Origin of the sequence: Photorhabdus noenieputensis (assembly GCF_018448935.1) — a bacterium.
In the GTDB taxonomy this organism is placed as follows: Bacteria; Pseudomonadota; Gammaproteobacteria; order Enterobacterales; family Enterobacteriaceae; genus Photorhabdus; species Photorhabdus noenieputensis.
This window is the reverse complement of record NZ_RCWC01000008.1, coordinates 135,859-158,149: the sequence shown is the minus strand read 5'-3', so window position 1 is coordinate 158,149 and position 22,291 is coordinate 135,859. Positions and strand designations below refer to the sequence as shown.

The following is a 22,291-nucleotide window of genomic DNA, read 5'->3' as shown; positions in this document are numbered from 1 at the left end:
ATAATAACCGCTATAGCGAAATTTCAGTGGATGATCATCAACATATCAGGGGATCGGGGAAATACAGCACCGATGGAGATGTTTCACACCGTATCTCAGGCAGTCAACATTTACAGACCGGAGATGCATTGGTGGCTGAAAGTGGTCAGGAAACACATCTAAAAAGCGGCGGTAAAATGGTGTTGGAAGCAGCGTCAGAGATTACCTTAAAAGTCGGCGGTCATTTTATCCGGTTAACTCCCGGCGGTATTCTGACCTCCCCGAATTTATCAGTCGGGCAAGGTTCTGCCGGTACCGGGCGGGGCCTATCACTACAACTACCAGAGGGTGTAGAACCACTGCCTGATGTGAAATCTCCAGTTAAACCGGTTTGTGCTTTGCAAGCTCAGAGAGAAGTTAATCTAACTATTAATAACCAGGAGGATGAATGAACACTTCCATAAACTGGCAACAATGGCTGACTACGCCTAATAAGCCGCCTGTTTTCTTTATGCTGAATTCACTGGCAGAGCCTAACCCCGTGGCACTTTTTTATAGCAACGACTGGGTAGAGCAGGCTTTTCCGCTGTATAGCGGTACTCCGATGGATCACATATTGGGGCAAGGCCCTTGGTTGGTTCAGCCTAAGTCAGGTTGCCTGTCAGTAATCGGTCATCTGCTTGATAGCCAAACTCTGAGCGATAACAGTTGGGGGTGGGCTTATCGCAGTGAGGATTTATGGGTGCAGCAGCTTAATCATTGGCGCTCACGCCAGCAGGTGATATTGCGGGAGAGGCAAGTGATTTTGCGCAGTATGGACCCGCGAATTCTCGGTCAGTTATTACCGGTAATGAGTGTCAGCGATTGGTCAGCGTTTCTAACACCGGTGAGTGAGTTAATGATCGATATACCAGAACCTCAGATTTATTGTCGGCCTGAAAATTGTGGTCATGGTGGGAGTGAGCAACCCTTTGTTCTGGGGAGTCATTTGCTGCATGCCTGGCACCATTCCGATTATGCTCTGAAAGGGAAGGCATTTGTGATCAGTAGTGATGTATGGGAAAACCACGGTAAATTAGCTGAAAGACTGAATGAGCCAGAGGGACGGTTAGAGGAACAGATTATTAATTGGCTAAAAACGTGTTTAGAAAACGGAGGTGATATTAGTAACCTGACCAGTGCAGACTATTTGCAGAAGCTTGATGAACAATATACGACCACTGGATAGTGTGTGATGGTTAACATCTTGCGGATTTATGGCGGTTATTGAAAGAGTAATTGTGTCGGCGCTAGCAAATTTCAATTATTACAAATCGAGAGTATCATTCGAGGCTTGAAACGGCGGCAAGCCTTTAAAACTCTTGGGCTGCTGGGGGCCAAGGGAAGGGCCAATCTATAATCTTAACTGGGATAATATGACACATTTTTCTTCTATTGTTGAATTACAGGATTTAGTGGCTGATCTGGCAATATTTGAGCAAAAATTGGCACGGTTCAAACAGCGGCTTAATTTGAATGTTGAACAATATCAAGCCGATCATATCTCCTTACGTTGCCACGATATCTCTGTAGCTGAGCGCTGGCGTAAAGGTTTTTTACAATGTGGCAGTTTGATGTCAGAAAGTATCATTAATGGACGTCCAATCTGTCTGTTTGATTTAGAGCACCCAATCGCGGTGCTTAATTGGCAAATTGATTGTGTAGAATTGCCTTATCCTGGCAAGAAAACTTACTTGCATCAGGGATGGGAACATGTGGAGCTGGTGCTGCCGGTGGCACCTGAGCTCTTATCAGCAGCAGCAAAAGCATTATTACCGCAACCTTTACCGGTAGGTTTTTCTGTCAAACAGAGTCAACCCAAAGGGGAACAAGAGCAGTTGCCTAATCCGACCTTAGCTATCACTGATGGTGAGATCACCGTCAAGTTTCACCCATTTACATTGCGTGAAATTGTTAAAAGTGAATGCCTGTCTACATAAGTTAAAGTGATATCGTTATGTGAGGCTGGCAAGAAATTCTAGTGCCTGCGGGTGGCGCTCCACTATTTTAATCAGCAATACAGCTTGTTTATTCGGCTTAGCCCGTCCCTGTTCCCAGTTTTGGTATGTTGTTTCACCGGTATGCAGGTACTGGGCAAAAACAGCCTGAGAAATATTCAGTTTACTCCGGATGGATTTCAACTCATCCGGATTGATGGAGATATCATTTTTTAACCTCCTTTTGTGAGTTTTCAATGTGAGTTTGCCTTCATTAGCCTCTTCCCAAGCTTTCATTCCTTCATTGAATTCTGCAAATAGATCACGGTTCATTTATGCTCCCTTTTTTCTCATGTCTAACATTTTACGTAATCCGCCCGTGTGTTGGATAACGTCTCCTGCTGTTGGATTTTTCAGCAGAATATTTTGGAAGGTTCTAAACTCCTCATCACTCAGGTAGTTATGACGGTAACGTTCAAAAGGTGGTAGTTCAATAAAAACAGCTTCCATCACTTATCCATCTATCCCCAACTTGAGGATAATATACACCCAAGTTGGGGATAGTCAAACAGAGTCAACCTAAAGGGGAGCAAGAGCAGTTGCCTAATCCGACCTTAGCTATCACTGATGGTGAGATCACCGTCAAGTTTCACCCATTTACATTGCGTGAAATTGTTAAAAATGAGCACCAGTCAGCAAAATTAACTTTTTCGTCCTTGTGATCCAGATAAAAGTTCTGACCTTGTGATTTCCTACAAATCATCGGCAATAATTAGATGTCATAGTTAGTGAATTGAATTACTGAATCGCTTAGATTCATTGATTGCTCGTTAATGACTGGGTGTCCAAGGAACTTCTGATGACAAAGTTAGAAATTTGTTGTTTTAGCGTAGGTTGCGCATTAATCGCACAACAGGCTGGTGCTGACCGGATAGAGTTATGCGCCAGTTCGGCGGAAGGGGGATTAACACCGAGTTTTGGTACATTGAAACAGGCTATTGAGCAATTAACTATTCCTGTACATCCCATTGTACGTCCAAGAGGTGGTGATTTTTGCTACGGTCACTCAGATTTTGAGGTGATGAAAAATGATGTTGCTCAGATCCGTGATATGGGATTTATGGGCGTCGTTTTTGGTGTGTTAGATGAAGAAGGGCATATCGATTTGCCTCGCATGCAACAATTGATGGCACTGTCTGGCGATATGGCCGTCACTTTTCACCGTGCGTTTGATATGTGTTTTAATCCTTATGTGGCACTGGATCAGCTTACTCAGCTTGGCGTTAAACGAATATTGACTTCCGGCCAACAACAGAACGCTGAATTGGGATTACCCTTATTGAAAGAACTGCATCAAGCCAGTCAGGGGCCAATTATTATGGCAGGTGCGGGTGTTCGTATGAGTAATATTCATAAATTTATCGATATCGGATTAACGGAAGTTCACAGTTCGGCAAGTCGGATTATGCCCTCTACCATGACTTACCGCAAAGCGGGGGTGACGATGAGCGCGGACAATGAAGTGGATGAGTTTTCACATTATTGTGTTGATGGTGGTGTAGTAGAGGTTATGAAAGGGATGTTGAGTCTGACTTTGTTTGAATAATGGCCCAATGTTGGGCCAGTTCATAAAATCAGGGCTTACGGGCGATCAGTACCGCCCGTAGAGGGGCGGGATAACCCTCAATGGTTTTACTGCTATCAGTAGGATCAAGAAAATCAGATAATGATTCAGTTTTCATCCAGGCTGTACGACGTTGCTCTTCTGTGGTTGTGGCTGCCTGATCGACAATTTTCACATCGATAAAACCGCACTTTTCCAGCCAGATTTTCAGCATTTTTGCCGAAGGAATGAAGTAGACGTTGCGCATTTGAGCATAACGTTCACCAGGGATTAAACAGGTATGCTCATCTCCTTCAACCACCAGACTTTCCAAGACCAATTCACCATCGGGTACCAGTTGATTTTTCAATTGCCAGAGATGGTCAAGAGGAGAGCGGCGGTGATAGAGAACGCCCATCGAAAAGACCGTATCGAAAGCGGCCAGTGCGGGTAATTGTTCAATGCCCAGAGGTAAAAGATGAGCGCGTTGATCATTGCCAAGTAACTTTCTAACGGCTTCAAACTGGCAGAGGAAGAGTTGAGTTGGATCGATACCAACGGCAAGTTCAGCCCCTTCACCCACCATCCGCCACAGGTGATAGCCGCTGCCGCAACCAACATCAAGAATTGTCCGGCCGGTTAGTGGAGAAATATGAGGCAGTACCCGATCCCACTTCCAATCTGAACGCCATTCAGTATCGATATTTACATCATAGAGAGAGAATGGGCCTTTGCGCCACGGCATGAATACCCGCAATATATTGGTAATGCAAACTTTTTCGCCTGCGGATAGGGGAGGATCACGTTCTGCGATCACGCCATTTTTCAGGTCTAATTGGGTTGGTGAAATTACGGGCAGGTTTTCCAGCGTTTTTACCCATGATTTAAAACTGCCGTGCAGGGCTGCTTTTTGCCATTCATGCAGTTGAGCAGGAAGGCAATTAAGCCAATGCTGGAGGTTATTGTTGGCAATAAGTTGATAAAAATTACCGAAATCGATCATTTATCGGCTCCTTTTATCGCCAGCAATGAACCAAAGTTGAAACACTGAAACCAGACTTCAACATGGTTAAAACCGGATTGATGGAGACGGGATTTATGTGTTTCTACAGAATCAGTCAGCATGACATTTTCAAGCATGCTGCGTTTTTGGCTGATTTCCAGCTCGCTATATCCGTTAGCACGCTTGAAATCGTGGTGCATATCAAACAACAACTCACCGATTTGTTGATCTTCAAGGCTGAATTTCTCTGATAAAACTAAAACACCACCGGGACGTAATCCCTGATAAATCCGGTTAAGTAAACCTTGTCGATCTTGCGGGTTGAGGAATTGTAAAGTGAAATTCAACACGACCATCGAAGCATTTTGAATATCAATATCAAGAATATCGGCTTCAATGACTTCAACCGGTGTTTGTGCCCGGAAAGCGTCAATATGGCGACGACAGCGTTTCACCATTGCCGGGGAATTATCAACGGCGATAATTTTGCAGTTTTCAGCGGCAATATTGCGGCGCATTGCCAGGGTTGATGCGCCTAGAGAACAACCCAGGTCATAAATTTGACTGTTTGATGTCACAAAACGACCGGCCAGCATACCAATCATGGAAACAATATTTGAATAACCTGGCACGGAGCGTTGGATCATATCAGGGAAAACTTCGGCTACCCGTTCATCGAAACGCCAGTCTCCCAGATTGGCAATGGGCGTGGCAAACAGGCTATCCCTTTGATGGTAAGGATCTTGATTTGACATAACAGCATTAATTATCGGAAAAAATAGAAGGTGGCATTCTAACAGATGTAAAGCTTGACCTTGAACCAGTTTTCTCTGTGCTTAACAATAGTGAATAATGGAAATATTTAAGGAACTTAAGTGTTGTACAAAAATCATATTATGGTGTGATGTTTGCTTACGTAAAAGAGTGAGGTGGTGTATGGCATATCAAATCTTAACAAACTTAGCGGCAAGTATTACCGATTTGAAACGTAACCCAATGGGGACATATTTGCAGGGGGAAGGTGAGGCGGTTGCAATCCTGAATCGGAATGAACCTGTGTTTTATTGTGTGCCTCCTGAATTATTCGCCTATTATCAGGAGCTGGCAGAGGATACCGAACTAAACAAAATTGCAGATGAGCGTTTAGAAGATGCTGAATTTGTTAGTGTGAACCTAGGTGATCTATAGCCTGGAATTTGACTTGCTCGCTTTGCGTATCAACGTCGGAAAGTCTTCCTTACATGGGGAACAGCTATGGTTAGAATAATAGGCAGCCGAGTTTGCTGCCTGTTATTTTAGTGCCAGTGCTATTCGTTTCGTTAGTAGAGAGAAAATATTTGTTCCCAAGGCAGGTAGTAAATATTCGTCATCACCATTAATACGATGGAAAGATAAGTTGCTACCATGCCTGAACGTCGCCAGTGGAATTCACGGTGGTGCAGGCCATAATAATGCAAGATTCTGCCGGTGAGCAGAATCAAACCACAGACATGTATCACCCAGACATTTGAGCCGTTCATCTCCATCATGACCAGCAATAACATAGAGATGGGGATATATTCCACGGCGTTGCCGTGGATGCGGATTGCTGTTTGTAGTTCGTAAAAACCACCATCTCCATATGAGACACGATATTGTGTTCTTAACTTAACCACATCAAAAGACAGCTTAATCAATAATAGTGCGCCCAACACAACATAAAGCGAGCTAACCATTTTTAACTCCATTGCCTAACCGAAATTGGCCAATTAAGTTATGATAAACCGCAAAAATAAAACTGTCGCTATAAATAGCTGGGAATTGAAAATAAATTGCCTGATTATCAGACATCAAGCAATGGTATTGCATCGGGATATTGCCTGCCCTTATCTCTGGGTAGAATTTCTATTATAATGGCGGCCTTTTTTCCGCAGCAACAGCACAACAGCCGAGTAAAAGGATATTGTATGCGTACTGATTATTGTGGGCAGTTGAACCTGACCCATGAAGGCCAGAAGGTGACTCTTTGTGGTTGGGTAAACCGCCGCCGTGATCTGGGTGGCTTGATTTTTATTGATATGCGTGACCGTGAAGGAATCGTTCAGGTATTTTTTGACCCGGATCAGCAAGCCGCATTTTCTCAGGCTGCTGAACTGCGTAATGAATTCTGCATTCAAATCACCGGTACTGTACGCGCCCGTCCTGACAGTCAAATCAATAGAGATATGGCCACCGGTGAAATAGAGGTTTTTGCGGAAAGTTTAAATATCATTAACCGTTCCGAACCTCTGCCTTTGGATAGCAATCAGACGAACAGTGAAGAGCAGCGTCTGAAATATCGCTATATTGATCTGCGTCGGCCTGAAATGGCAAATCGCTTGAAAACACGCGCTAAAATCACCAGTTTTGTTCGTCGTTTCATGGATAATCAGGGTTTCCTGGATATTGAAACGCCAATGTTGACTAAAGCAACACCCGAAGGTGCCCGTGATTATTTGGTGCCAAGTCGTGTCCATAAAGGCAAATTTTATGCCTTGCCTCAATCCCCGCAGTTATTTAAACAATTGCTGATGATGTCCGGTTTTGACCGTTATTATCAAATTGTTAAATGCTTCCGTGATGAAGATTTGCGTGCGGATCGCCAGCCAGAATTTACCCAGATCGACGTGGAAACTTCCTTTATGACTGCTGAGCAGGTAAGGGGAATGATGGAAATGATGATCCGCGAATTGTGGCTTGAAATTGACGGTGTTGATCTGGGGCATTTCCCGGTGATGACGTTTGCGGAAGTGATGCGTCGTTTCGGTTCTGATAAACCTGATCTGCGTAACCCATTAGAGTTGGTTGATGTTGCTGATCTGGTTAAAGAGGTAGAATTCAGTGTGTTTGCTGAACCGGCGAATGACAGTAAAGGCCGAGTAGCTGTGATTCGGGTACCAGGTGGTGCTGAACTGAGCCGTAAGCAGATTGATGAATATGGCAAATTCGTTGGGATTTATGGTGCAAAAGGGCTGGCGTGGATAAAAGTTAATGCACGTGCAGCCGGTCTGGAAGGGGTTCAAAGTCCGATAGCCAAATTCCTGAATGCAGAGGTGATTGAAGGCTTGCTTTCCCGCACCGGTGCACAGGATGGCGATATTTTGTTCTTCGGTGCTGGCAGTGTAAAAGTGGTCACTGATGCCTTGGGAGCGTTACGTCTGAAATTAGGGCGCGATCTGAACCTGACAAAATTGGATAGCTGGCGGCCACTGTGGGTTATCGACTTCCCTATGTTCGAAGATGATGGGGAAGGAGGTCTGACCGCCATGCATCATCCATTTACTTCACCGTGTAATATGTCAGCGGGGGAGTTGGAGCAAGAGCCGGTTTCGGCCATTGCCAATGCTTACGATATGGTGATTAATGGCTACGAAGTGGGTGGCGGCTCGGTGCGTATTCACCGTAACGAAATGCAACAGGCGGTGTTCCGTATTCTGGGTATTAATGAGCAAGAACAGCAGGAGAAATTTGGCTTCTTGTTGGATGCATTGAAATTTGGTACGCCGCCTCATGCAGGTTTGGCATTTGGTCTTGACCGTTTGGTGATGTTGCTGACAGGAACGGATAATATTCGTGATGTTATCGCCTTCCCTAAAACCACCGCCGCTGCTTGTTTAATGACGGAAGCGCCAAGTTATGCTAATTCGGCGGCACTCGAAGAGTTATCAATCTCTGTTGTTGCTAGAAAAGAGAGTGAATAATGGTTTATAAGCGCCCTGAGTCTGTGCTGGTGGTTATTTATGCGTTTTCCAGCCGACGGGTGCTGATGTTACAGCGGCGGGACGATCCTGGTTTTTGGCAGTCTGTGACTGGCAGCCTTGATGGAGACGAAACGCCGCGTGAGACAGCATTGCGCGAAGTGCAAGAAGAAGTTGGTATTGATATCATAGGTGAAAATCTTGAATTGATAGATTGCCGACGTTCTCTCTATTTTGAGATTTTTACCCACTTGCGCCATCGCTATGCTCCGGGAGTCACCCGTAATAAAGAGTACTGGTTCTGTCTGGCATTGCCTGAAGAGCGAGAGTGCTTGTTGACTGAACATCAGGCTTATAAGTGGCTGGATGCAGATAAAGCAGTAAAGCTCACTAAGTCGTGGAGCAATCGACAGGCGATTGAAGAGTTTGTTATTGAATAAGATTATTAGACGTTTTATCGGAGAACCTTATGGCAGGTCATAGTAAATGGGCCAACACCAAGCACCGCAAAGCTGCGCAGGATGCGAAACGCGGTAAGATTTTCACCAAAATTATCCGGGAGCTGGTAACGGCAGCCCGTCTGGGTGGTGGAGATCCGGCATCTAACCCACGTCTGCGTGCCGCGATTGATAAGGCACTGTCCAACAACATGACCCGCGATACGTTGAACCGTGCTATCGCCCGTGGTGTCGGCAATGATGAAGCGGATAACATGGAAACCATCATTTATGAAGGTTATGGTCCGGGAGGAACGGCGGTGATGGTTGAGTGTTTGAGCGACAACCGTAATCGTACTGTTTCTGACGTCCGTCATGCTTTCACTAAAACTGGTGGTAATCTGGGTACTGATGGCTCGGTTGCTTATTTGTTCACCAAGAAAGGGGTGATTTCTTACGCGCCAGGACTGGATGAAGATGCAGTTATGGAAGCGGCGTTGGAAGCCGGTGCTGATGATGTAGAAACCTATGATGATGGCGCGATTGATGTTTACACTACGCCAGAAACGTTTGGTGACGTGAAAGATGCATTAGATGCAGCGGGTTTTGTGGCTGAATCAGCAGAAGTTTCAATGATCCCTTCCACTAAAGCGGAGCTGGATGCGGAAACCGCACCTAAATTATTGCGCTTGATTGATATGTTGGAAGATTCAGACGATGTACAAGAGGTTTACCATAACGGTGAAATCTCTGATGAAGTTGCTGCTTTGCTGTAATTTCAATTGGGTTGTATACCCTATGGATTTCAAAAGGATAACGGGTATATAGCGTAGAGAAAGTGTGCTGTGGAGCAGGACACTTTCTCTAACGTTTTTATCTCCTTTATTAAGGTGATAATCAAAGGCGAATAAAACAAAATATGGCGATTATCTTAGGTATCGACCCAGGTTCCCGCGTCACTGGTTATGGAGTGATCCGTCAGCAGGGGCGTCATTTGAGCTACCTTGGTAGTGGTTGTATCCGAACAAAAGTTGATGATCTGCCTAGCCGATTACAGCGTATTTATGCGGGTATCCTTGAAATTATTACACAATTTCAACCCGATGCTTTTGCCATCGAGCAGGTCTTTATGGCAAAAAACGCCGATTCAGCGCTGAAATTAGGGCAAGCGCGGGGCGTTGCGATTCTTGCCGCCGTTAATCAATCTATACCGGTTTTTGAATATGCTGCTCGGCAGGTCAAACAAACAGTTGTCGGAACCGGCGCGGCTGAAAAAAGTCAAGTTCAGCACATGGTGCGTTCGGTGTTGAAATTGTCTGCTAACCCACAATCCGATGCGGCAGATGCATTGGCTATTGCGATAACCCACTGTCACTTTAATCAGAATCTTTTGCGGGTTGGTGATCCCAGATTAATCTTGGCGCGTGGACGTTTAAGATAACGGCTGGATATGCATCCAGCTTTTTTTATGTTATAACCATAAGTAGAACAGTTAGTTTTATTTTTAGGGGGTAAACGAGTGATAGGGCGTCTCAGAGGAATTGTGTTGGAAAAACAACCACCCTTGGTTTTACTGGAAACGAATGGCGTGGGTTATGAAGTCCATATGCCGATGACCTGTTTTTATGAATTGCCTGATGCCGGACAGGAGACTGTTCTGTTTACTCACTTTGTGGTGCGTGAAGATGCGCAATTACTTTATGGTTTTAATGATAAGCAGGAGCGGGCATTATTCCGAGAATTAATTAAAGTGAATGGCGTAGGGCCTAAATTGGCGTTGGCTATTCTTTCGGGCATGTCTGCGCCGCAATTTGTTTCTGCTATTGAACAAGAGGCAATCGCTTCTCTGGTTAAACTGCCGGGCGTGGGTAAGAAAACTGCTGAACGGCTGGTGGTTGAAATGAAAGATCGCTTTAAAGGGCTTAATGGCGATCTCTTCAATCAGAGCAGTGATATTAATTTGCCGGCAACGGCCAAACAGACAACTTCTGACGCTGATAGCGAAGCAGAAGCCGCTGCGGCATTAGTCTCTCTGGGTTACAAGCCGCAAGAGGCTAGCCGCATGATAAGTAAAGTCGCTAAACCGGGTGCTGATTGTGAAACACTTATCCGCGAAGCACTTCGCGCCGCTCTTTAAGTTACAGGGGTAAGCCATGATTGAAGCTGACCGTCTGGTTTCTGCGGAAGTTTTGCAAGACGATGAAGCCATTGATCGCGCAATCAGACCTAAATTGTTGTCTGAATATGTTGGGCAGCCGCAAGTCTGTGAGCAGATGGAGATTTTTATTCAGGCTGCCAGACAGCGTGGTGATGCCCTTGACCACCTGCTGATTTTTGGTCCGCCGGGATTGGGGAAAACAACGCTGGCGAATATTGTTGCCAATGAGATGGGCGTCAATCTCCGTACAACTTCTGGCCCGGTTTTAGAAAAGGCGGGCGATCTGGCGGCAATGCTGACCAATCTTGAACCGCATGATGTGCTGTTTATCGATGAAATCCACCGCTTGTCGCCGGTGGTGGAAGAAATTCTCTATCCGGCAATGGAAGATTATCAACTGGATATTATGATTGGCGAGGGACCGGCAGCCCGTTCGATCAAAATTGATTTGCCACCTTTTACTCTGATTGGCGCTACCACTCGGGCAGGTTCTTTGACTTCTCCACTGCGTGATCGGTTTGGTATTGTGCAGCGCCTTGAATTTTATAATGTGGACGATTTGCAAAGTATCGTCTCCCGCAGCGCCCGTTTTATGGGGGTAGAGATTACTGACGATGGGGCTCGGCAGGTTGCCATGCGTTCTCGTGGAACGCCGAGGATTACAAACCGTTTACTGCGCCGGGTGCGTGATTTTGCTCAAGTGAAAGGGAATGGCGCGATTGATGGCGATATTGCCGCCAGAGCACTGGATATGTTGAGCGTAGATGCTGCCGGTTTTGATTATCTGGATCGTAAATTACTGATTGCTATCATTGATAAATTTATGGGCGGGCCGGTTGGGGTAGATAACCTTGCCGCGGCCATTGGTGAAGAACGGGAAACGATTGAGGATGTGCTGGAACCCTTTTTGATCCAACAGGGTTTTATTCAACGTACTTCACGTGGACGAATTGCCACCGAACATGCTTATCGCCATTTTGGCATGGTCAGAGATCAGGAATGACCTGTTTAATTGCCTGAAAAATCGGGATGGGTACTCCTGCAAGGGAAGCCTATCCCGTTTTTTTGGTATCCACTCAGTGGATCAATTTTTTGCTTTACTGATCAGGCTGATAATAAACATCATCGCAGCACATAGCACGACAGAGGGTCCTGCTGGTGTATCGTAAATAGCGGAGAACGCTAATCCGCCGGTAACGGCAAGCATACCAACCGCAATAGCAATACCGGCCATTTGCTCCGGCGTCCGGGCAAAACGGCGAGCAGTGGCTGCCGGGATAATGAGCAGGGAGGTGATAATCAGTGCGCCGACAAACTTCATTGCCAGGCCGATTGTCAACGCTGTTACCAGCATTAACAGTACTCTTAACCGCTGTATTTTAATACCATCCACAAAAGCCATTTCCTGACTGACGGTGACAGAGAGCAGAGCGTTCCATTGCCAGAACAGAAGTGTGGTGACAATGGTGACACCGATGGCAATCAACCAAATATCTTCATAGGTGACTGACAACAAATCACCAAACAGATAAGCCATCAAATCAACTCGCACATTAGACATTAAACTGACAACGACCAGCCCTAATGATAGTGCGCTGTGAGCCATAATCCCCAACAAAGTATCGATTGCCAGTTGAGGGCGTTTCTCCAACCAAACCAACATCATTGCCAGGATCAAAGTGACAGCGATAATCGCGTAAAAAGGACTAATACTTAGCAATAATCCGAAAGCAACGCCCAGTAATGAAGCATGAGCCAGAGTATCGCCAAAATAGGACATTCTGCGCCAGACAACAAATGAACCTAATGGCCCGGCAGCAATAGACAATAATATGCCGGCCAACCAACCGGGGAATAATAATTCAATCATGAGTGGCATTCCCTGTTATTTTCTAAGACAATTTTCCCTTTCAGATCATGGTGATGATGGTGATCGTGTTGATGGCGATATATTGCCAATTGTTCAGCACCATGATGACCAAACATAGCGATAAATTCAGGATGAGTTGAAACAACTTCAGGTGTGCCGGAACAGCAAATATGTTGATTAAGACATAAAACTTCGTCTGTTTTTGCCATAACCAGATGTAAATCATGGGATACCATCAATACAGCACAATGCAATTCGGTTCTAATTTGATTGATTAGATCATAAAGTGCTAACTGACCATTAACATCGACCCCTTGTGTTGGTTCATCAAGGACTAATAACTGGGGCTGATTTAATAGTGCTCTGGCTAATAAAACCCGTTGGTTTTCCCCGCCGGATAATTTTTGCATGGGTTGCTGTAATAGATGAGCAGCATTCACTCGCTCCAGTGCTGGCAATATATCGGCAGATTTTACACCGGGTTTTAGCATCATAAAGCGTTTGACTGTTAATGGTAGAGTGGGATCAAGATACAACTTTTGTGGAACGTAGCCGATTCTCAACCCAGCGGTATGTTCAATTGTGCCGGATGATGGTTCGACAAGCCCCAAAACAACACGAACTAAAGTTGATTTACCGGCACCATTGGGACCTAGCAAAGTCAGAATATTCCCTCGTTGTAAACTAAGAGAGATATTGTTTAATACCTGACGGTTGTCGAAAGTAACAGCAACATTTTTTAAAGTGATGAGTGTTGGCATGCTAAATATATCTTGCGTGAACATTGAGATGTTATAATATAACAATTCTTGCTTCTGTCCACGAGATATTTACATTATGTTACACAAATCATATAAACTAGCGCACAAGTTTCTCTGTAAGGCCGTGATTACTGCTGTTTTCATGTCAGGGACGATACAATCGGTTAATGCTGATGTTGTGACATCAATCCGTCCGTTAGGTTTTATTGCTGCGGCAATAACTGATGGTGTAACTGATACGCAGGTTCTGTTACCTGATGGGGCGTCACCGCATGATTATGCGTTGAAACCGTCTGATCTTAAGAGAATTAACCAGGCAGATTTAGTTGTGTGGGTTGGACCTGAGATGGAAATCTTTTTGTCTAAACCGTTAGCCAAAGTTTCACAAAATAAACAGTTAGCTTTAGCACAATTGCCAACGATTAAGCCATTATTGCTGAAAAATGATGAAGATTTATCCGAACCGGATCAGCATAAACATGAAGAAGGTCATGAACATCATTCTCATGGTGAATATAATATGCACATCTGGTTATCACCAGAAATAGCAAAACAGGTTGCACAGGGGATTCATGACCAATTAAAAGTGCGTTATCCGCAGAAAAAAGCGGCGCTGGACGTAAACCTACGTAAATTCAATGCTCAACTTGCGCAAACTGACAAAAATATTGCTAATATTCTTAAGCCGGTGCGTGGTAAGGGGTATTTCGTTTTTCACGATGCTTATGGCTATTTCGAGCAGCATTATGGCTTGACTCCATTAGGACATTTTACGATTAATCCTGAAATACAACCTGGCGCACAAAAATTACATCATATACGAACACAATTGGTTGAGCAGAAAGCAATTTGTATTTTTGCTGAGCCACAATTCAGGCCGACCGTTATTAATGCTGTGGCGAAGGATACGGGAGTGCGTATGGGTACCTTGGACCCGTTAGGAAGCCACATTGTATTGGATAAAGACAGCTATATGAAATTTATAACTCAGTTGTCGGAACAGTACGCCGGTTGCCTGAATTAAAGTAATAAGGAATTCAATGAGTGCAACAGATAGTTAAAACTATCGTTCTGGTGTATAAGGAGTTACCGCGACCGCATAAAATTATGTTGGGTTCGCTGACTGTAGCAACATTGGTTGTCACTATGTGGCAACCTATTGCTTATCATCATGAACAACAAGAAGAAACCACAGTCGGCAGCGTTGCCATCAATCCTCCCGTAGATAGTGATGAGATTATTGCAGATAGCAGTGAACAGCTACCGGACGAGGGTATTCCTGATGAAGAGACGAACTCAGAGGTCACGGCTCCAACTCCGCATGAATATATTGTCTCCGACGGTGACACCCTTAGTAATATTTTGACTCAATTTGGTATCGACTCTTCTGATGTCGCGTTACTCGCAAGTCAGCATAAAGTGTTACGGGGGCTGAACATTGGCCAGCCATTGTCATGGACAGTAAATGAGGCGGGTGATTTGCAAACTCTGACTTGGGGTGTTTCCCGCCGTGAAACGCGTATTTATACCCGTGAAGGCGATCTGTTTAAAGAAACAAAAGAGTTTCAGAAAGGGGAGTGGAAAAACAGTGTCGTCGTTGGCGTTGTTGATAGTAACTTTACCAGCAGTGCTTTAAATGCCGGTTTAACCAGCAGTGAAGCACGTGAAGTTACCAAGGCACTGCAATGGCAAATTGATTTGCGTAAATTACATGAAGGTGATCGTTTCTCTGTATTACTGTCTCGTGAAATGTTGGATGGTCACAGTGAACAGAGCCAATTGCTTGGTGTTCGCCTAAATAGTGGTGGTAAAGATTATTATGCTATCCGGGCAGAGGATGGGCGTTTTTATGATCGTCAAGGTTCCGGTCTGGAGCGCGGATTTTTGCGCTTTCCAACTACCAAGCAATTTCGGGTATCTTCCCAATTTAATCCTCGGCGTGTGAATCCAGTCACCGGTCGGGTTGCGCCACACAAAGGGGTAGATTTTGCTATGCCTGTGGGAACGCCTGTTTTGGCGGTGGGTGACGGTGAGGTGATTGTTTCCAAATATAACGGAGCAGCAGGTAACTTTATCGCCATTCGTCATGGCCGCCAATATACCACGCGTTATATGCACCTGAGAAAGCTGTTGGTAAAACCAGGGCAGAAGATAAAACGGGGTGATCGTATCGCGCTGTCCGGTAGCTCCGGTCGTTCTACGGGCCCACATTTGCATTATGAATTCTGGATCAATCAGCAGGCGGTAAACCCATTAACGGCGAAATTGCCGCGTTCTGGTGGTTTGAGTGGTAAAGAACGCTCAGAATTCCTGGCAACGGTAAAAGAGGTAACGCCTCAGCTTCTGTTAGATTGAGTTTACTTGTTCATTAATACAGACTTTAAAGCGGATGATTGCTATCATCCGCTGTCGTTTTGTCTATGTTCAGAAAAAGGTGCGTTGATATAGCCCCCTGTACATGTGAAATGAACAATGATCTTTTGTTTTGAAGAGTTAACTCATGTATAAAGAAACAGATACAGACAGTAAAGTTGGTTATATACCGACATTTCATAAATCCTACTTGCATCCTCGTTACTGGGGATTATGGTTAGGTGTTGGTGTATTGACCGGGCTGGCTTACCTGCCGGTTAAAGTGCGAGATCCTTTGCTGGCTAAAATAGGCTGCTTGGCGGGTAAGCTTGCGAAAGGGGCACGTCGCAGAGCAAGGATAAATCTATGTTACTGTATGCCGGAACTGACGGAGCAACAGCGTGAAGCATTGATTGATGAGATGTTTTCTACCGCACCTCAACCTTTTGTTATGTTGGCAGAACTTTGTTTACGTGGTACAAAATCAACGTTAAGCCGGACGCAGTGGCATGGGGAAGAGATTATTCTTCAACTGAAAGCTCAGGGGAAAAACGTTATTTTTATGGTGCCTCATGGTTGGGCTGTGGATATTCCAGCGATATTACTGTCTGAGGGTGGACAGAAAATATCAGCCATGTTCCATCACCAGAAAAACCCGGTTTCAGATTATCTGTGGAATAAAGTTCGCCATTACTTTGGTGGTCGTTTACATTCCCGTGATGCGGGAATTAAACCGTTTATTGCTACTGTTCGCCAGGGTTTCTGGGGATATTATCTGCCTGATCAAGATCATGGTGAGGAACACAGTGAGTTTGTTGATTTTTTCGCAACTTATAAAGCGACATTGCCAGCCATTGGGCGATTGATGAAGGTTTGTCGTGCCGCTATTGTGCCACTGTTTCCGGTTTATAATTACCGTACTCATCAGCTTGATATTTATATTCGTCCACCAATGGATGATATTGATGGCAAAGATGATGCTTTTATTGCTCGCCGGATGAATGAAGAGTTGGAGCAATTGGTACGACCTAACCCTGAACAATATACCTGGATACTTAAATTACTTAAGACTCGGAAAGCGGGTGATATTGGGCCATATGAGAGAGAAGACCTGTGATTTTCGTTGCAAAGATGTAGAGTTATTATCACGGTTTGAAAGTTTGTATTGTCCCCCTAATATTGAGCATATTAGGGGGTTGTGTGAAAAAACATATTACTTGTGCTTTGATATATTAGTTCAATGGCGGTTCTATATTTTTAAATACAATTAGATTGGGTAATAAATTGAATGATTGAAAAATATATCCAATAAATTATTATTTTAATGATATTTTTTCGGAATATTTCATGGTTAAAATATTACACTTGTTCAGTGTGAATTGACCGCTATTGATCGTGTCAAACATGCCAATACCCAGATGGGCTGTTGTGGAGGAGATACATTCACCTTTATCTATACTATGGATTTCAAGATGGATCGCGACGGCAAGGGAGTGAATCCCTGGGAGCATAGATAACTATATGACCGGGTGAGTGAGCGCAGCCAACAAAGAGGCAACTTGAAGCATAACGGGTATATATGATTTACAGATATTCATCATACTAATCATTTTATTCAATCCTTATTAACCAATCAGTTGAGTGAAATAAGAGACGGTAAGAATTTATTTTTACCGTCGGGTTGCTGTTGGATAAGTGAAACGCGCCAGTCTTCTTATTTACCTGATTATCGAAAACTTGGCGCTAAAATGTTGTAATGTTTATTCCACTTCAAGAATACGGCAAGTGTTAGTGCTGCCAATGGTCCCCATCTGATCGCCCTGAGTAACCAGCACAAGGTCACCAGAAACTAGATAACCTTTATCACGCAGACGATTGACCGCTTCATTAGCCGCTGTAATGCCGTCAGTATGACTACTGCAATAAACCGGTGTAACGCCACGGTAAAGTGCCGTTTGGTTTAAGGTTTTTTCATGGCGAGACATAGAGAATATAGGGAGACCGGAACTGATGCGAGACATGATGCGAGTGGTGCGGCCTGATTCGGTCATTGCAATAATGGCTTTAACCCCATTTAGGTGGTTTGCCGCGTACATGGTAGACATCGCAATGGCTTCTTCAATACTGTCAAAAATTGTGTCTAGCCGATGTTTTGATACGTTGAGACCAGGCATTTTTTCTGCTCCGAGGCAGACTCGTGCCATTGCGGCAACCGTTTCGGCAGGGTATTGGCCCGCTGCGGTTTCAGCGGAGAGCATTACGGCGTCAGTACCGTCGAGAACGGCATTTGCCACATCCATCACTTCTGCACGGGTGGGCATTGGATTGGTGATCATAGATTCCATCATCTGGGTCGCGGTAATAACTACACGATTTAGCTGGCGGGCACGGCGAATTAATTTTTTCTGAACGCCAACTAACTCTGGATCGCCGATTTCTACGCCAAGGTCACCACGGGCAACCATGACGACATCAGAAGCCAGAATGATTTCATCAATGGTTTTATCACTGCTAACGGCTTCTGCGCGTTCAACTTTTGCCACGATCTGCGTTTCACAACCCGCGTCTCGCGCCAGACGGCGAGCATAGTTAAGATCTTCACCGGTGCGAGGGAAAGAGACGGCAAGATAATCAACGCCGATTCTGGCCGCCGTAATAATATCTTCTTTATCTTTTTCAGTTAGGGCTTCCGCGGATAATCCACCACCCAGTTTGTTAATGCCCTTATTGTTAGATAGCGGGCCGCCTACAGTGACTTCTGTGAAGACTTTCATTCCCTGAACGTCTAATACTTTGAGTTGAACACGTCCGTCATCCAGCAACAAAATATCGCCCGGTATAACATCCGTGGGTAATCCTTTGTAATCGATACCGACTTTCTCCTTGTCGCCTTCGCCTTTACCAAGATTGGCATCAAGTAGAAATTTATCTCCGACATTCAGGAAAATTTTGCCCTCTTTAAACGTTGATACGCGGATTTTAGGTCCTTGAAGATCGCCAAGAATAGCGACATGGCATCCCAGGCGGGCTGCGATCTCGCGGACTTTGTTGGCGCGCTGGAGATGATCTTCGGTGGTACCGTGGGAAAAGTTAAGGCGGACTACGTTTGCACCCGCAGCAATAATCTTTTCAAGATTATTATCGCGGTCAGTAGCCGGACCAAGTGTAGTAACAATCTTAGTTCTTCTGAGCCGTCTGGACATGTGTTACTCCGTTGACCTGTGAGTATTGGTATTGGTTATATAAAAATAATCAATAATCTATTAATTATCCTATAAAACGAGTAAAAAAACTCTTCGGCAATCCAACTATCAAGGCTGTTTATAGATTACTTTTGTGACCCATATCAACTTATCATGATACTTTTCGCTGTAGTGCCTATCGGCCAGTGTCAGCTATAGGGGAACGACAGGGGGAACGTTTTACACAATCGCTATGCCCTAGCGAATCAGCTAACCCTTTTTAACGGATATTTATTGCCGTATTTCTATCCTACCACGATTTGTTCCCGATTTATCAATAATGTGACTGTTCCCCATCTTACCGTGCGAGTCTGATGCAAACCTTCTGAAATTTTCAATGAGGCGAAGGCATCTCTCATTTTTAAAATGGTTTTATCCGTAACCTGAAATTTACTGGGATTTAGCAACACTTGAGGGCTGGAAAGTATACAAATGATAAGTTCTCTTTGGGAAGGAAGAGTTGGAACTGTCTCTTAAGTCAGACTTATGCTCAAGAGACAGTTATTTATTTGTGTAAGGTTTGTGAGCAGTCTGGGGGAGGCAGGGGTCTTATGCTTTTCGATACCATCCCATCAACTTAACATATGAATTAGTAATTGTAATCGCGGCATTGGCTCCAGAATCTCCGGTATTACCTGAAACTGTATGGTTGTGTGACCCTATTGGTACCGTATGAGAGTGGGCACCATTAGTGCTAGTGTTAAATTTGGCATTGTTCCAATCTGTAGATTTTGATCCCTGATTGTTCTTAGAACCGTCGAAATGACCATAACGCCCACCAGTAGTTTCACCCCACCCACTATCATGATAATGCTCTCCGGCGATATTGGTGGTTTTGGTACCATAATCAAATGTGCTCGTTGTCCCAAAAAATGTATGATTATGTGCTGGCATTTGTGCCGCTGTCAGGCTTATCAAATCATTGCCACCGGTTGATAAAATATCGGAGCCATTGGCGCTAGCTAATCGAATGGTTTTATTTTCACCAATATATTCCCATGTAGTACCCGGAAATAGCACATTGGGGTTTTTATTTTGAGCGAACCAAATCACAATTCCTACAGGATATTGGGTATTAATAATGGTTTCTATTAAGCCAAGATTCTTCACAAACGTATTTTTATCAGGAATGTCTGCGCCGTTTTGGTTTTTTTCCAGACGGTTATTTGCATTCTGATTGACATCAGAAACAAGCTTCTGCGTTGCCGCAAGGGTATTACTGTCGCCTGTTTGGTCTGTGAGTTGAATAACACCTTGTTGTGTCAATGAGGCGCTTGGTACTTTTGTTGTGATTTTTTGCTCTAACGCTCTATTTAATTGGGTGGTGAGTTTAGCTATATCTCCATCATCTAAAACATCATTACCAGATTGGGTCGCGATAAAATCAGCGATAACAGAGGATATGGTTGATGACTGACGTAATACCTTATTTAGCAAATGAGTAGTAATATTTTCTGGTGGAAACCCAGTCTTCAAACCCTGATCTTGTTCATATCTTTCTTGGCTAATTACATTAGCATTACTACTAATGGAAAAGGCTTTAAAATCATTTTTTTTACTCATGTTCTCTCCTGGAATTAAATAATTTGATTTTGTAGTCAATATGTTGAATTATTATAAAAGTCATTCTATACAATATATGTCAATAATAGTTTAGCTTGAAAAAAATATGATAAAATATTCTTATGGCTTAGAGGGATAATGGTTTTTGTATAATGGGTGGAAATAATAAATGTGAAACTGTTGATCGGGTAAATATCTAAACAATTTATATTTAATATTTGAAAGTTATTTTATCTTCCTGATTTCTATTTCTTTTGGTAATTCTTTTATATAATATCCTGTGTTTTAATTTTAAAAAATTCATTATTTTATTGAGTTAACTAAATAATATGGGAATTTCTTGGCATAATTCAATAATTCTTCGCTTATCTTGGCTGGCACAGATTATTCATCGATGCTCAATGAGTTATAGACGATCGCTGACTACGCAATGGTTGCGAGTCAGCCTAATAGTGAGAGGACTATTTTCAGGTTGAGGGAAAGTCAATTTTATCAAAGCGTGAATTTCGTAGTGCTTCTTTGACTCTTTTCAAGTTATCTCTGAATGTTGAACCACGGCGCAGGGTAAAACCCGTAGCTAAAACATCAATAACAGTTAATTGAGCGATTCTTGAGACCATTGGCATATAAATATCTGTATCTTCCGGGACGTCCAGAAGAATAGCGAGTGTTGCTTCGTGGGCGAGGGGAGAATCTTGGGAGGTAATTGCGATAACTGCCGCATCATTTTCTCGCGCAAGTTGTGCTGCTTCAACCAAACTTTTAGTCCTGCCGGTATGGGAAATGAGTACGACGACATCACCTTCGGCACTGTTAATACAGCTCATCCGTTGCATCACAATGTCATCAAAATAGATAACGGGGATGTTGAACCGGAAAAATTTATTCATTGCGTCATGGGCGACAGCAGCAGAAGCCCCTAAGCCAAAAAATGAGATTTTCCGGGCTTGAGTTAGTAAATCAACAGCTCGGTTAATGGCTGTAATATCCAAATTGTTTTTGACGGTATCTAGAGTTGCCATTACCGATTCAAATATCTTATTGGTGTAGGCACTAACTGTATCACTTTCTTCAACATTGCGATTTACATAAGGCGTGCCATTGGCAAGACTTTGGGCTAGATGGAGTTTGAAATCGGGAAAACCTTTAGTATCCAGACGGCGGCAAAAACGGTTAACCGTAGGTTCACTAACTTCCGCCATTTTCGCCAGCGTTGCGATACTGGCATGAATCGCAGTTTGCGGTGAAGCCAGGATTGTCTGCGCCACTTTTTTTTCTGACTTACTCAAAAATTCGATACTGTTTTGTACCCGTTCCAGTGTATTCATAAAACGCAGTTACCTGTGGTTTTGACGATTTCATTCAGAGAAGAAATCTATATAAATTTTTATGAAAATATACTATTAGCAAATTGAAGCTGGCAGTAGGAAGTCACAATAATTTAATGTTTTTCATAAAAGTATGACAAGTGTCTAACTTTCATATTGGTAATTATCTTTCATAAACGTTGTAAAATTACATAAATTTATCACATTATTATCAGAAATAAAACATATTGCCAACAAAAGGTCATGGTTATTCGTTATCACTGTTTACGCGCCATAGCCAAAAGAGTACATTATTGGTTAATG

General features: G+C 43.8%; 23 protein-coding genes and 2 pseudogenes. 15 read left to right on the top strand and 10 right to left on the bottom strand.

Annotation, left to right across the window (positions count from 1 at the left end; all coding sequences use genetic code 11):
• The 3 genes and pseudogenes from EAE91_RS08600 to EAE91_RS08590 form a co-directional block, all read left to right on the top strand.
• Window positions 1-431, top strand: a pseudogene (locus tag EAE91_RS08600) (DUF2345 domain-containing protein); the annotation flags it as partial.
• Window positions 428-1,207, top strand: coding sequence for a DUF4123 domain-containing protein (locus tag EAE91_RS08595; RefSeq protein ID WP_214088124.1), 780 nt, complete (start codon window positions 428-430; stop codon window positions 1,205-1,207). The pseudogene EAE91_RS08600 and the gene EAE91_RS08595, both read left to right, overlap by 4 nt.
• Window positions 1,208-1,394: 187 nt before the next feature.
• Window positions 1,395-1,958: a VOC family protein gene (locus EAE91_RS08590; RefSeq protein WP_214088123.1), complete on the top strand. Its 564-nt coding sequence runs from the start codon at window positions 1,395-1,397 to the stop codon at window positions 1,956-1,958.
• A gap of 15 nt (window positions 1,959-1,973) precedes the next feature.
• Here the strand turns inward: EAE91_RS08590 and EAE91_RS08585 are convergent, their stop codons facing one another.
• Together EAE91_RS08585 and EAE91_RS08580 are read right to left on the bottom strand one after the other, a co-directional pair.
• Entirely contained in the window at window positions 1,974-2,288 is a 315-nt protein-coding gene (locus tag EAE91_RS08585; protein ID WP_214088122.1) for a helix-turn-helix domain-containing protein, read from the bottom strand.
• Complete coding sequence (locus EAE91_RS08580; RefSeq protein WP_376744759.1) at window positions 2,289-2,465, bottom strand: hypothetical protein; 177 nt, start codon at window positions 2,463-2,465, stop codon at window positions 2,289-2,291.
• 53 nt (window positions 2,466-2,518) lie between these two features.
• Between EAE91_RS08580 and EAE91_RS08575 the strand changes: the two are divergent.
• Window positions 2,519-2,677, top strand: a pseudogene (locus EAE91_RS08575) (VOC family protein); the annotation flags it as partial.
• A 137-nt stretch (window positions 2,678-2,814) separates the two neighbouring features.
• A complete protein-coding gene (gene cutC, locus EAE91_RS08570) occupies window positions 2,815-3,561 on the top strand; it encodes a copper homeostasis protein CutC (RefSeq protein ID WP_214088121.1) in 747 nt (248 codons plus the stop codon).
• A 28-nt stretch (window positions 3,562-3,589) separates the two neighbouring features.
• Here the strand turns inward: cutC and cmoB are convergent, their stop codons facing one another.
• Together cmoB and cmoA are read right to left on the bottom strand one after the other, a co-directional pair.
• Complete coding sequence (gene cmoB, locus EAE91_RS08565; RefSeq protein WP_214088120.1) at window positions 3,590-4,561, bottom strand: tRNA 5-methoxyuridine(34)/uridine 5-oxyacetic acid(34) synthase CmoB; 972 nt, start codon at window positions 4,559-4,561, stop codon at window positions 3,590-3,592.
• The gene (cmoA, locus tag EAE91_RS08560; RefSeq protein ID WP_214088119.1) at window positions 4,558-5,316 is read right to left on the bottom strand and encodes a carboxy-S-adenosyl-L-methionine synthase CmoA; all 759 of its coding nucleotides are present in this window, start codon (window positions 5,314-5,316) and stop codon (window positions 4,558-4,560) included. Before cmoA ends, cmoB begins: the two co-directional genes overlap by 4 nt.
• 181 nt (window positions 5,317-5,497) lie before the next feature.
• Here cmoA and EAE91_RS08555 point away from each other — a divergent pair, with 181 nt between their 5' ends.
• Window positions 5,498-5,749, top strand: coding sequence for a type II toxin-antitoxin system Phd/YefM family antitoxin (locus EAE91_RS08555; protein ID WP_214088118.1), 252 nt, complete (start codon window positions 5,498-5,500; stop codon window positions 5,747-5,749).
• A 131-nt stretch (window positions 5,750-5,880) separates the two neighbouring features.
• Here EAE91_RS08555 and EAE91_RS08550 read toward each other — a convergent pair whose 3' ends face one another.
• Window positions 5,881-6,276, bottom strand: a complete 396-nt coding sequence (locus tag EAE91_RS08550) for an MAPEG family protein (RefSeq protein WP_214088117.1) — start codon at window positions 6,274-6,276, stop codon at window positions 5,881-5,883.
• Window positions 6,277-6,507: 231 nt separating this feature from the next.
• On the opposite strand from EAE91_RS08550, the gene aspS reads away from it, so the two are divergent.
• From aspS to ruvB, 6 genes are all read left to right on the top strand, one after another.
• A complete protein-coding gene (gene aspS / locus EAE91_RS08545) occupies window positions 6,508-8,280 on the top strand; it encodes an aspartate--tRNA ligase (protein WP_214088116.1) in 1,773 nt (590 codons plus the stop codon).
• A complete protein-coding gene (gene nudB, locus EAE91_RS08540; protein WP_214088115.1) occupies window positions 8,280-8,717 on the top strand; it encodes a dihydroneopterin triphosphate diphosphatase in 438 nt (145 codons plus the stop codon). Before aspS ends, nudB begins: the two co-directional genes overlap by 1 nt.
• A 29-nt stretch (window positions 8,718-8,746) precedes the next feature.
• Window positions 8,747-9,490, top strand: coding sequence for a YebC/PmpR family DNA-binding transcriptional regulator (locus tag EAE91_RS08535; RefSeq protein ID WP_162120258.1), 744 nt, complete (start codon window positions 8,747-8,749; stop codon window positions 9,488-9,490).
• 143 nt (window positions 9,491-9,633) lie between these two features.
• Complete coding sequence (ruvC, locus tag EAE91_RS08530; RefSeq protein WP_214088114.1) at window positions 9,634-10,155, top strand: crossover junction endodeoxyribonuclease RuvC; 522 nt, start codon at window positions 9,634-9,636, stop codon at window positions 10,153-10,155.
• Between the two features lie 78 nt (window positions 10,156-10,233).
• Entirely contained in the window at window positions 10,234-10,851 is a 618-nt protein-coding gene (ruvA, locus tag EAE91_RS08525; protein WP_214088113.1) for a Holliday junction branch migration protein RuvA, read from the top strand.
• Window positions 10,852-10,867: 16 nt separating this feature from the next.
• Window positions 10,868-11,875: a Holliday junction branch migration DNA helicase RuvB gene (gene ruvB, locus EAE91_RS08520; RefSeq protein WP_214088112.1), complete on the top strand. Its 1,008-nt coding sequence runs from the start codon at window positions 10,868-10,870 to the stop codon at window positions 11,873-11,875.
• Window positions 11,876-11,956: 81 nt separating this feature from the next.
• On the opposite strand, the gene znuB is transcribed toward ruvB, so the two are convergent.
• On the bottom strand, window positions 11,957-12,742 hold the full coding sequence (gene znuB, locus EAE91_RS08515; protein WP_214088111.1) for a zinc ABC transporter permease subunit ZnuB: 786 nt from the start codon (window positions 12,740-12,742) through the stop codon (window positions 11,957-11,959).
• On the bottom strand, window positions 12,739-13,503 hold the full coding sequence (gene znuC / locus EAE91_RS08510) for a zinc ABC transporter ATP-binding protein ZnuC (protein ID WP_214088110.1): 765 nt from the start codon (window positions 13,501-13,503) through the stop codon (window positions 12,739-12,741). The genes znuB and znuC overlap by 4 nt, the downstream gene beginning before the upstream one ends.
• Window positions 13,504-13,579: 76 nt before the next feature.
• Between znuC and znuA the strand changes: the two genes are divergently transcribed.
• The 3 genes from znuA to lpxM all read left to right on the top strand — a co-directional run bounded on the left by znuA (window position 13,580) and on the right by lpxM (window position 16,972).
• Window positions 13,580-14,527, top strand: a complete 948-nt coding sequence (gene znuA, locus EAE91_RS08505) for a zinc ABC transporter substrate-binding protein ZnuA (protein WP_214088109.1) — start codon at window positions 13,580-13,582, stop codon at window positions 14,525-14,527.
• Window positions 14,528-14,547: 20 nt separating this feature from the next.
• Window positions 14,548-15,858, top strand: a complete 1,311-nt coding sequence (gene mepM / locus EAE91_RS08500; protein ID WP_214088108.1) for a murein DD-endopeptidase MepM — start codon at window positions 14,548-14,550, stop codon at window positions 15,856-15,858.
• Window positions 15,859-16,003: 145 nt separating this feature from the next.
• Window positions 16,004-16,972 carry a lauroyl-Kdo(2)-lipid IV(A) myristoyltransferase gene (gene lpxM, locus EAE91_RS08495; RefSeq protein WP_214088107.1) on the top strand — a complete coding sequence of 323 codons (969 nt, stop codon included), beginning with the start codon at window positions 16,004-16,006 and terminating at the stop codon, window positions 16,970-16,972.
• A 643-nt stretch (window positions 16,973-17,615) separates the two neighbouring features.
• Here the strand turns inward: lpxM and pyk are convergent.
• The 3 genes from pyk to EAE91_RS08480 form a co-directional block, all read right to left on the bottom strand.
• Window positions 17,616-19,058, bottom strand: coding sequence for a pyruvate kinase (gene pyk / locus EAE91_RS08490; protein ID WP_214088106.1), 1,443 nt, complete (start codon window positions 19,056-19,058; stop codon window positions 17,616-17,618).
• Window positions 19,059-19,646: 588 nt separating this feature from the next.
• Entirely contained in the window at window positions 19,647-20,660 is a 1,014-nt protein-coding gene (locus EAE91_RS08485) for a tail fiber protein (protein ID WP_214088105.1), read from the bottom strand.
• A gap of 467 nt (window positions 20,661-21,127) precedes the next feature.
• The gene (locus EAE91_RS08480; protein WP_214088104.1) at window positions 21,128-21,988 is read right to left on the bottom strand and encodes a MurR/RpiR family transcriptional regulator; all 861 of its coding nucleotides are present in this window, start codon (window positions 21,986-21,988) and stop codon (window positions 21,128-21,130) included.
• Between the last annotated feature and the right edge of the window lie 303 nt (window positions 21,989-22,291).

What these genes read in the sequence shown, in the direction of transcription:
- EAE91_RS08595 (WP_214088124.1), top strand. Translation starts at nt 428, where the DNA reads ATGAACACTTCCATAAACTGGCAACAATGGCTGACTACGCCTAATAAG.
- EAE91_RS08590 (WP_214088123.1), top strand. Translation starts at nt 1,395, where the DNA reads ATGACACATTTTTCTTCTATTGTTGAATTACAGGATTTAGTGGCTGAT.
- EAE91_RS08585 (WP_214088122.1), bottom strand. Translation starts at nt 2,288, where the DNA reads ATGAACCGTGATCTATTTGCAGAATTCAATGAAGGAATGAAAGCTTGG.
- EAE91_RS08580 (WP_376744759.1), bottom strand. Translation starts at nt 2,465, where the DNA reads ATGGAAGCTGTTTTTATTGAACTACCACCTTTTGAACGTTACCGTCAT.
- cutC (WP_214088121.1), top strand. Translation starts at nt 2,815, where the DNA reads ATGACAAAGTTAGAAATTTGTTGTTTTAGCGTAGGTTGCGCATTAATC.
- cmoB (WP_214088120.1), bottom strand. Translation starts at nt 4,561, where the DNA reads ATGATCGATTTCGGTAATTTTTATCAACTTATTGCCAACAATAACCTC.
- cmoA (WP_214088119.1), bottom strand. Translation starts at nt 5,316, where the DNA reads ATGTCAAATCAAGATCCTTACCATCAAAGGGATAGCCTGTTTGCCACG.
- EAE91_RS08555 (WP_214088118.1), top strand. Translation starts at nt 5,498, where the DNA reads ATGGCATATCAAATCTTAACAAACTTAGCGGCAAGTATTACCGATTTG.
- EAE91_RS08550 (WP_214088117.1), bottom strand. Translation starts at nt 6,276, where the DNA reads ATGGTTAGCTCGCTTTATGTTGTGTTGGGCGCACTATTATTGATTAAG.
- aspS (WP_214088116.1), top strand. Translation starts at nt 6,508, where the DNA reads ATGCGTACTGATTATTGTGGGCAGTTGAACCTGACCCATGAAGGCCAG.
- nudB (WP_214088115.1), top strand. Translation starts at nt 8,280, where the DNA reads ATGGTTTATAAGCGCCCTGAGTCTGTGCTGGTGGTTATTTATGCGTTT.
- EAE91_RS08535 (WP_162120258.1), top strand. Translation starts at nt 8,747, where the DNA reads ATGGCAGGTCATAGTAAATGGGCCAACACCAAGCACCGCAAAGCTGCG.
- ruvC (WP_214088114.1), top strand. Translation starts at nt 9,634, where the DNA reads ATGGCGATTATCTTAGGTATCGACCCAGGTTCCCGCGTCACTGGTTAT.
- ruvB (WP_214088112.1), top strand. Translation starts at nt 10,868, where the DNA reads ATGATTGAAGCTGACCGTCTGGTTTCTGCGGAAGTTTTGCAAGACGAT.
- znuB (WP_214088111.1), bottom strand. Translation starts at nt 12,742, where the DNA reads ATGATTGAATTATTATTCCCCGGTTGGTTGGCCGGCATATTATTGTCT.
- znuC (WP_214088110.1), bottom strand. Translation starts at nt 13,503, where the DNA reads ATGCCAACACTCATCACTTTAAAAAATGTTGCTGTTACTTTCGACAAC.
- znuA (WP_214088109.1), top strand. Translation starts at nt 13,580, where the DNA reads ATGTTACACAAATCATATAAACTAGCGCACAAGTTTCTCTGTAAGGCC.
- lpxM (WP_214088107.1), top strand. Translation starts at nt 16,004, where the DNA reads ATGTATAAAGAAACAGATACAGACAGTAAAGTTGGTTATATACCGACA.
- pyk (WP_214088106.1), bottom strand. Translation starts at nt 19,058, where the DNA reads ATGTCCAGACGGCTCAGAAGAACTAAGATTGTTACTACACTTGGTCCG.
- EAE91_RS08485 (WP_214088105.1), bottom strand. Translation starts at nt 20,660, where the DNA reads ATGAGTAAAAAAAATGATTTTAAAGCCTTTTCCATTAGTAGTAATGCT.
- EAE91_RS08480 (WP_214088104.1), bottom strand. Translation starts at nt 21,988, where the DNA reads ATGAATACACTGGAACGGGTACAAAACAGTATCGAATTTTTGAGTAAG.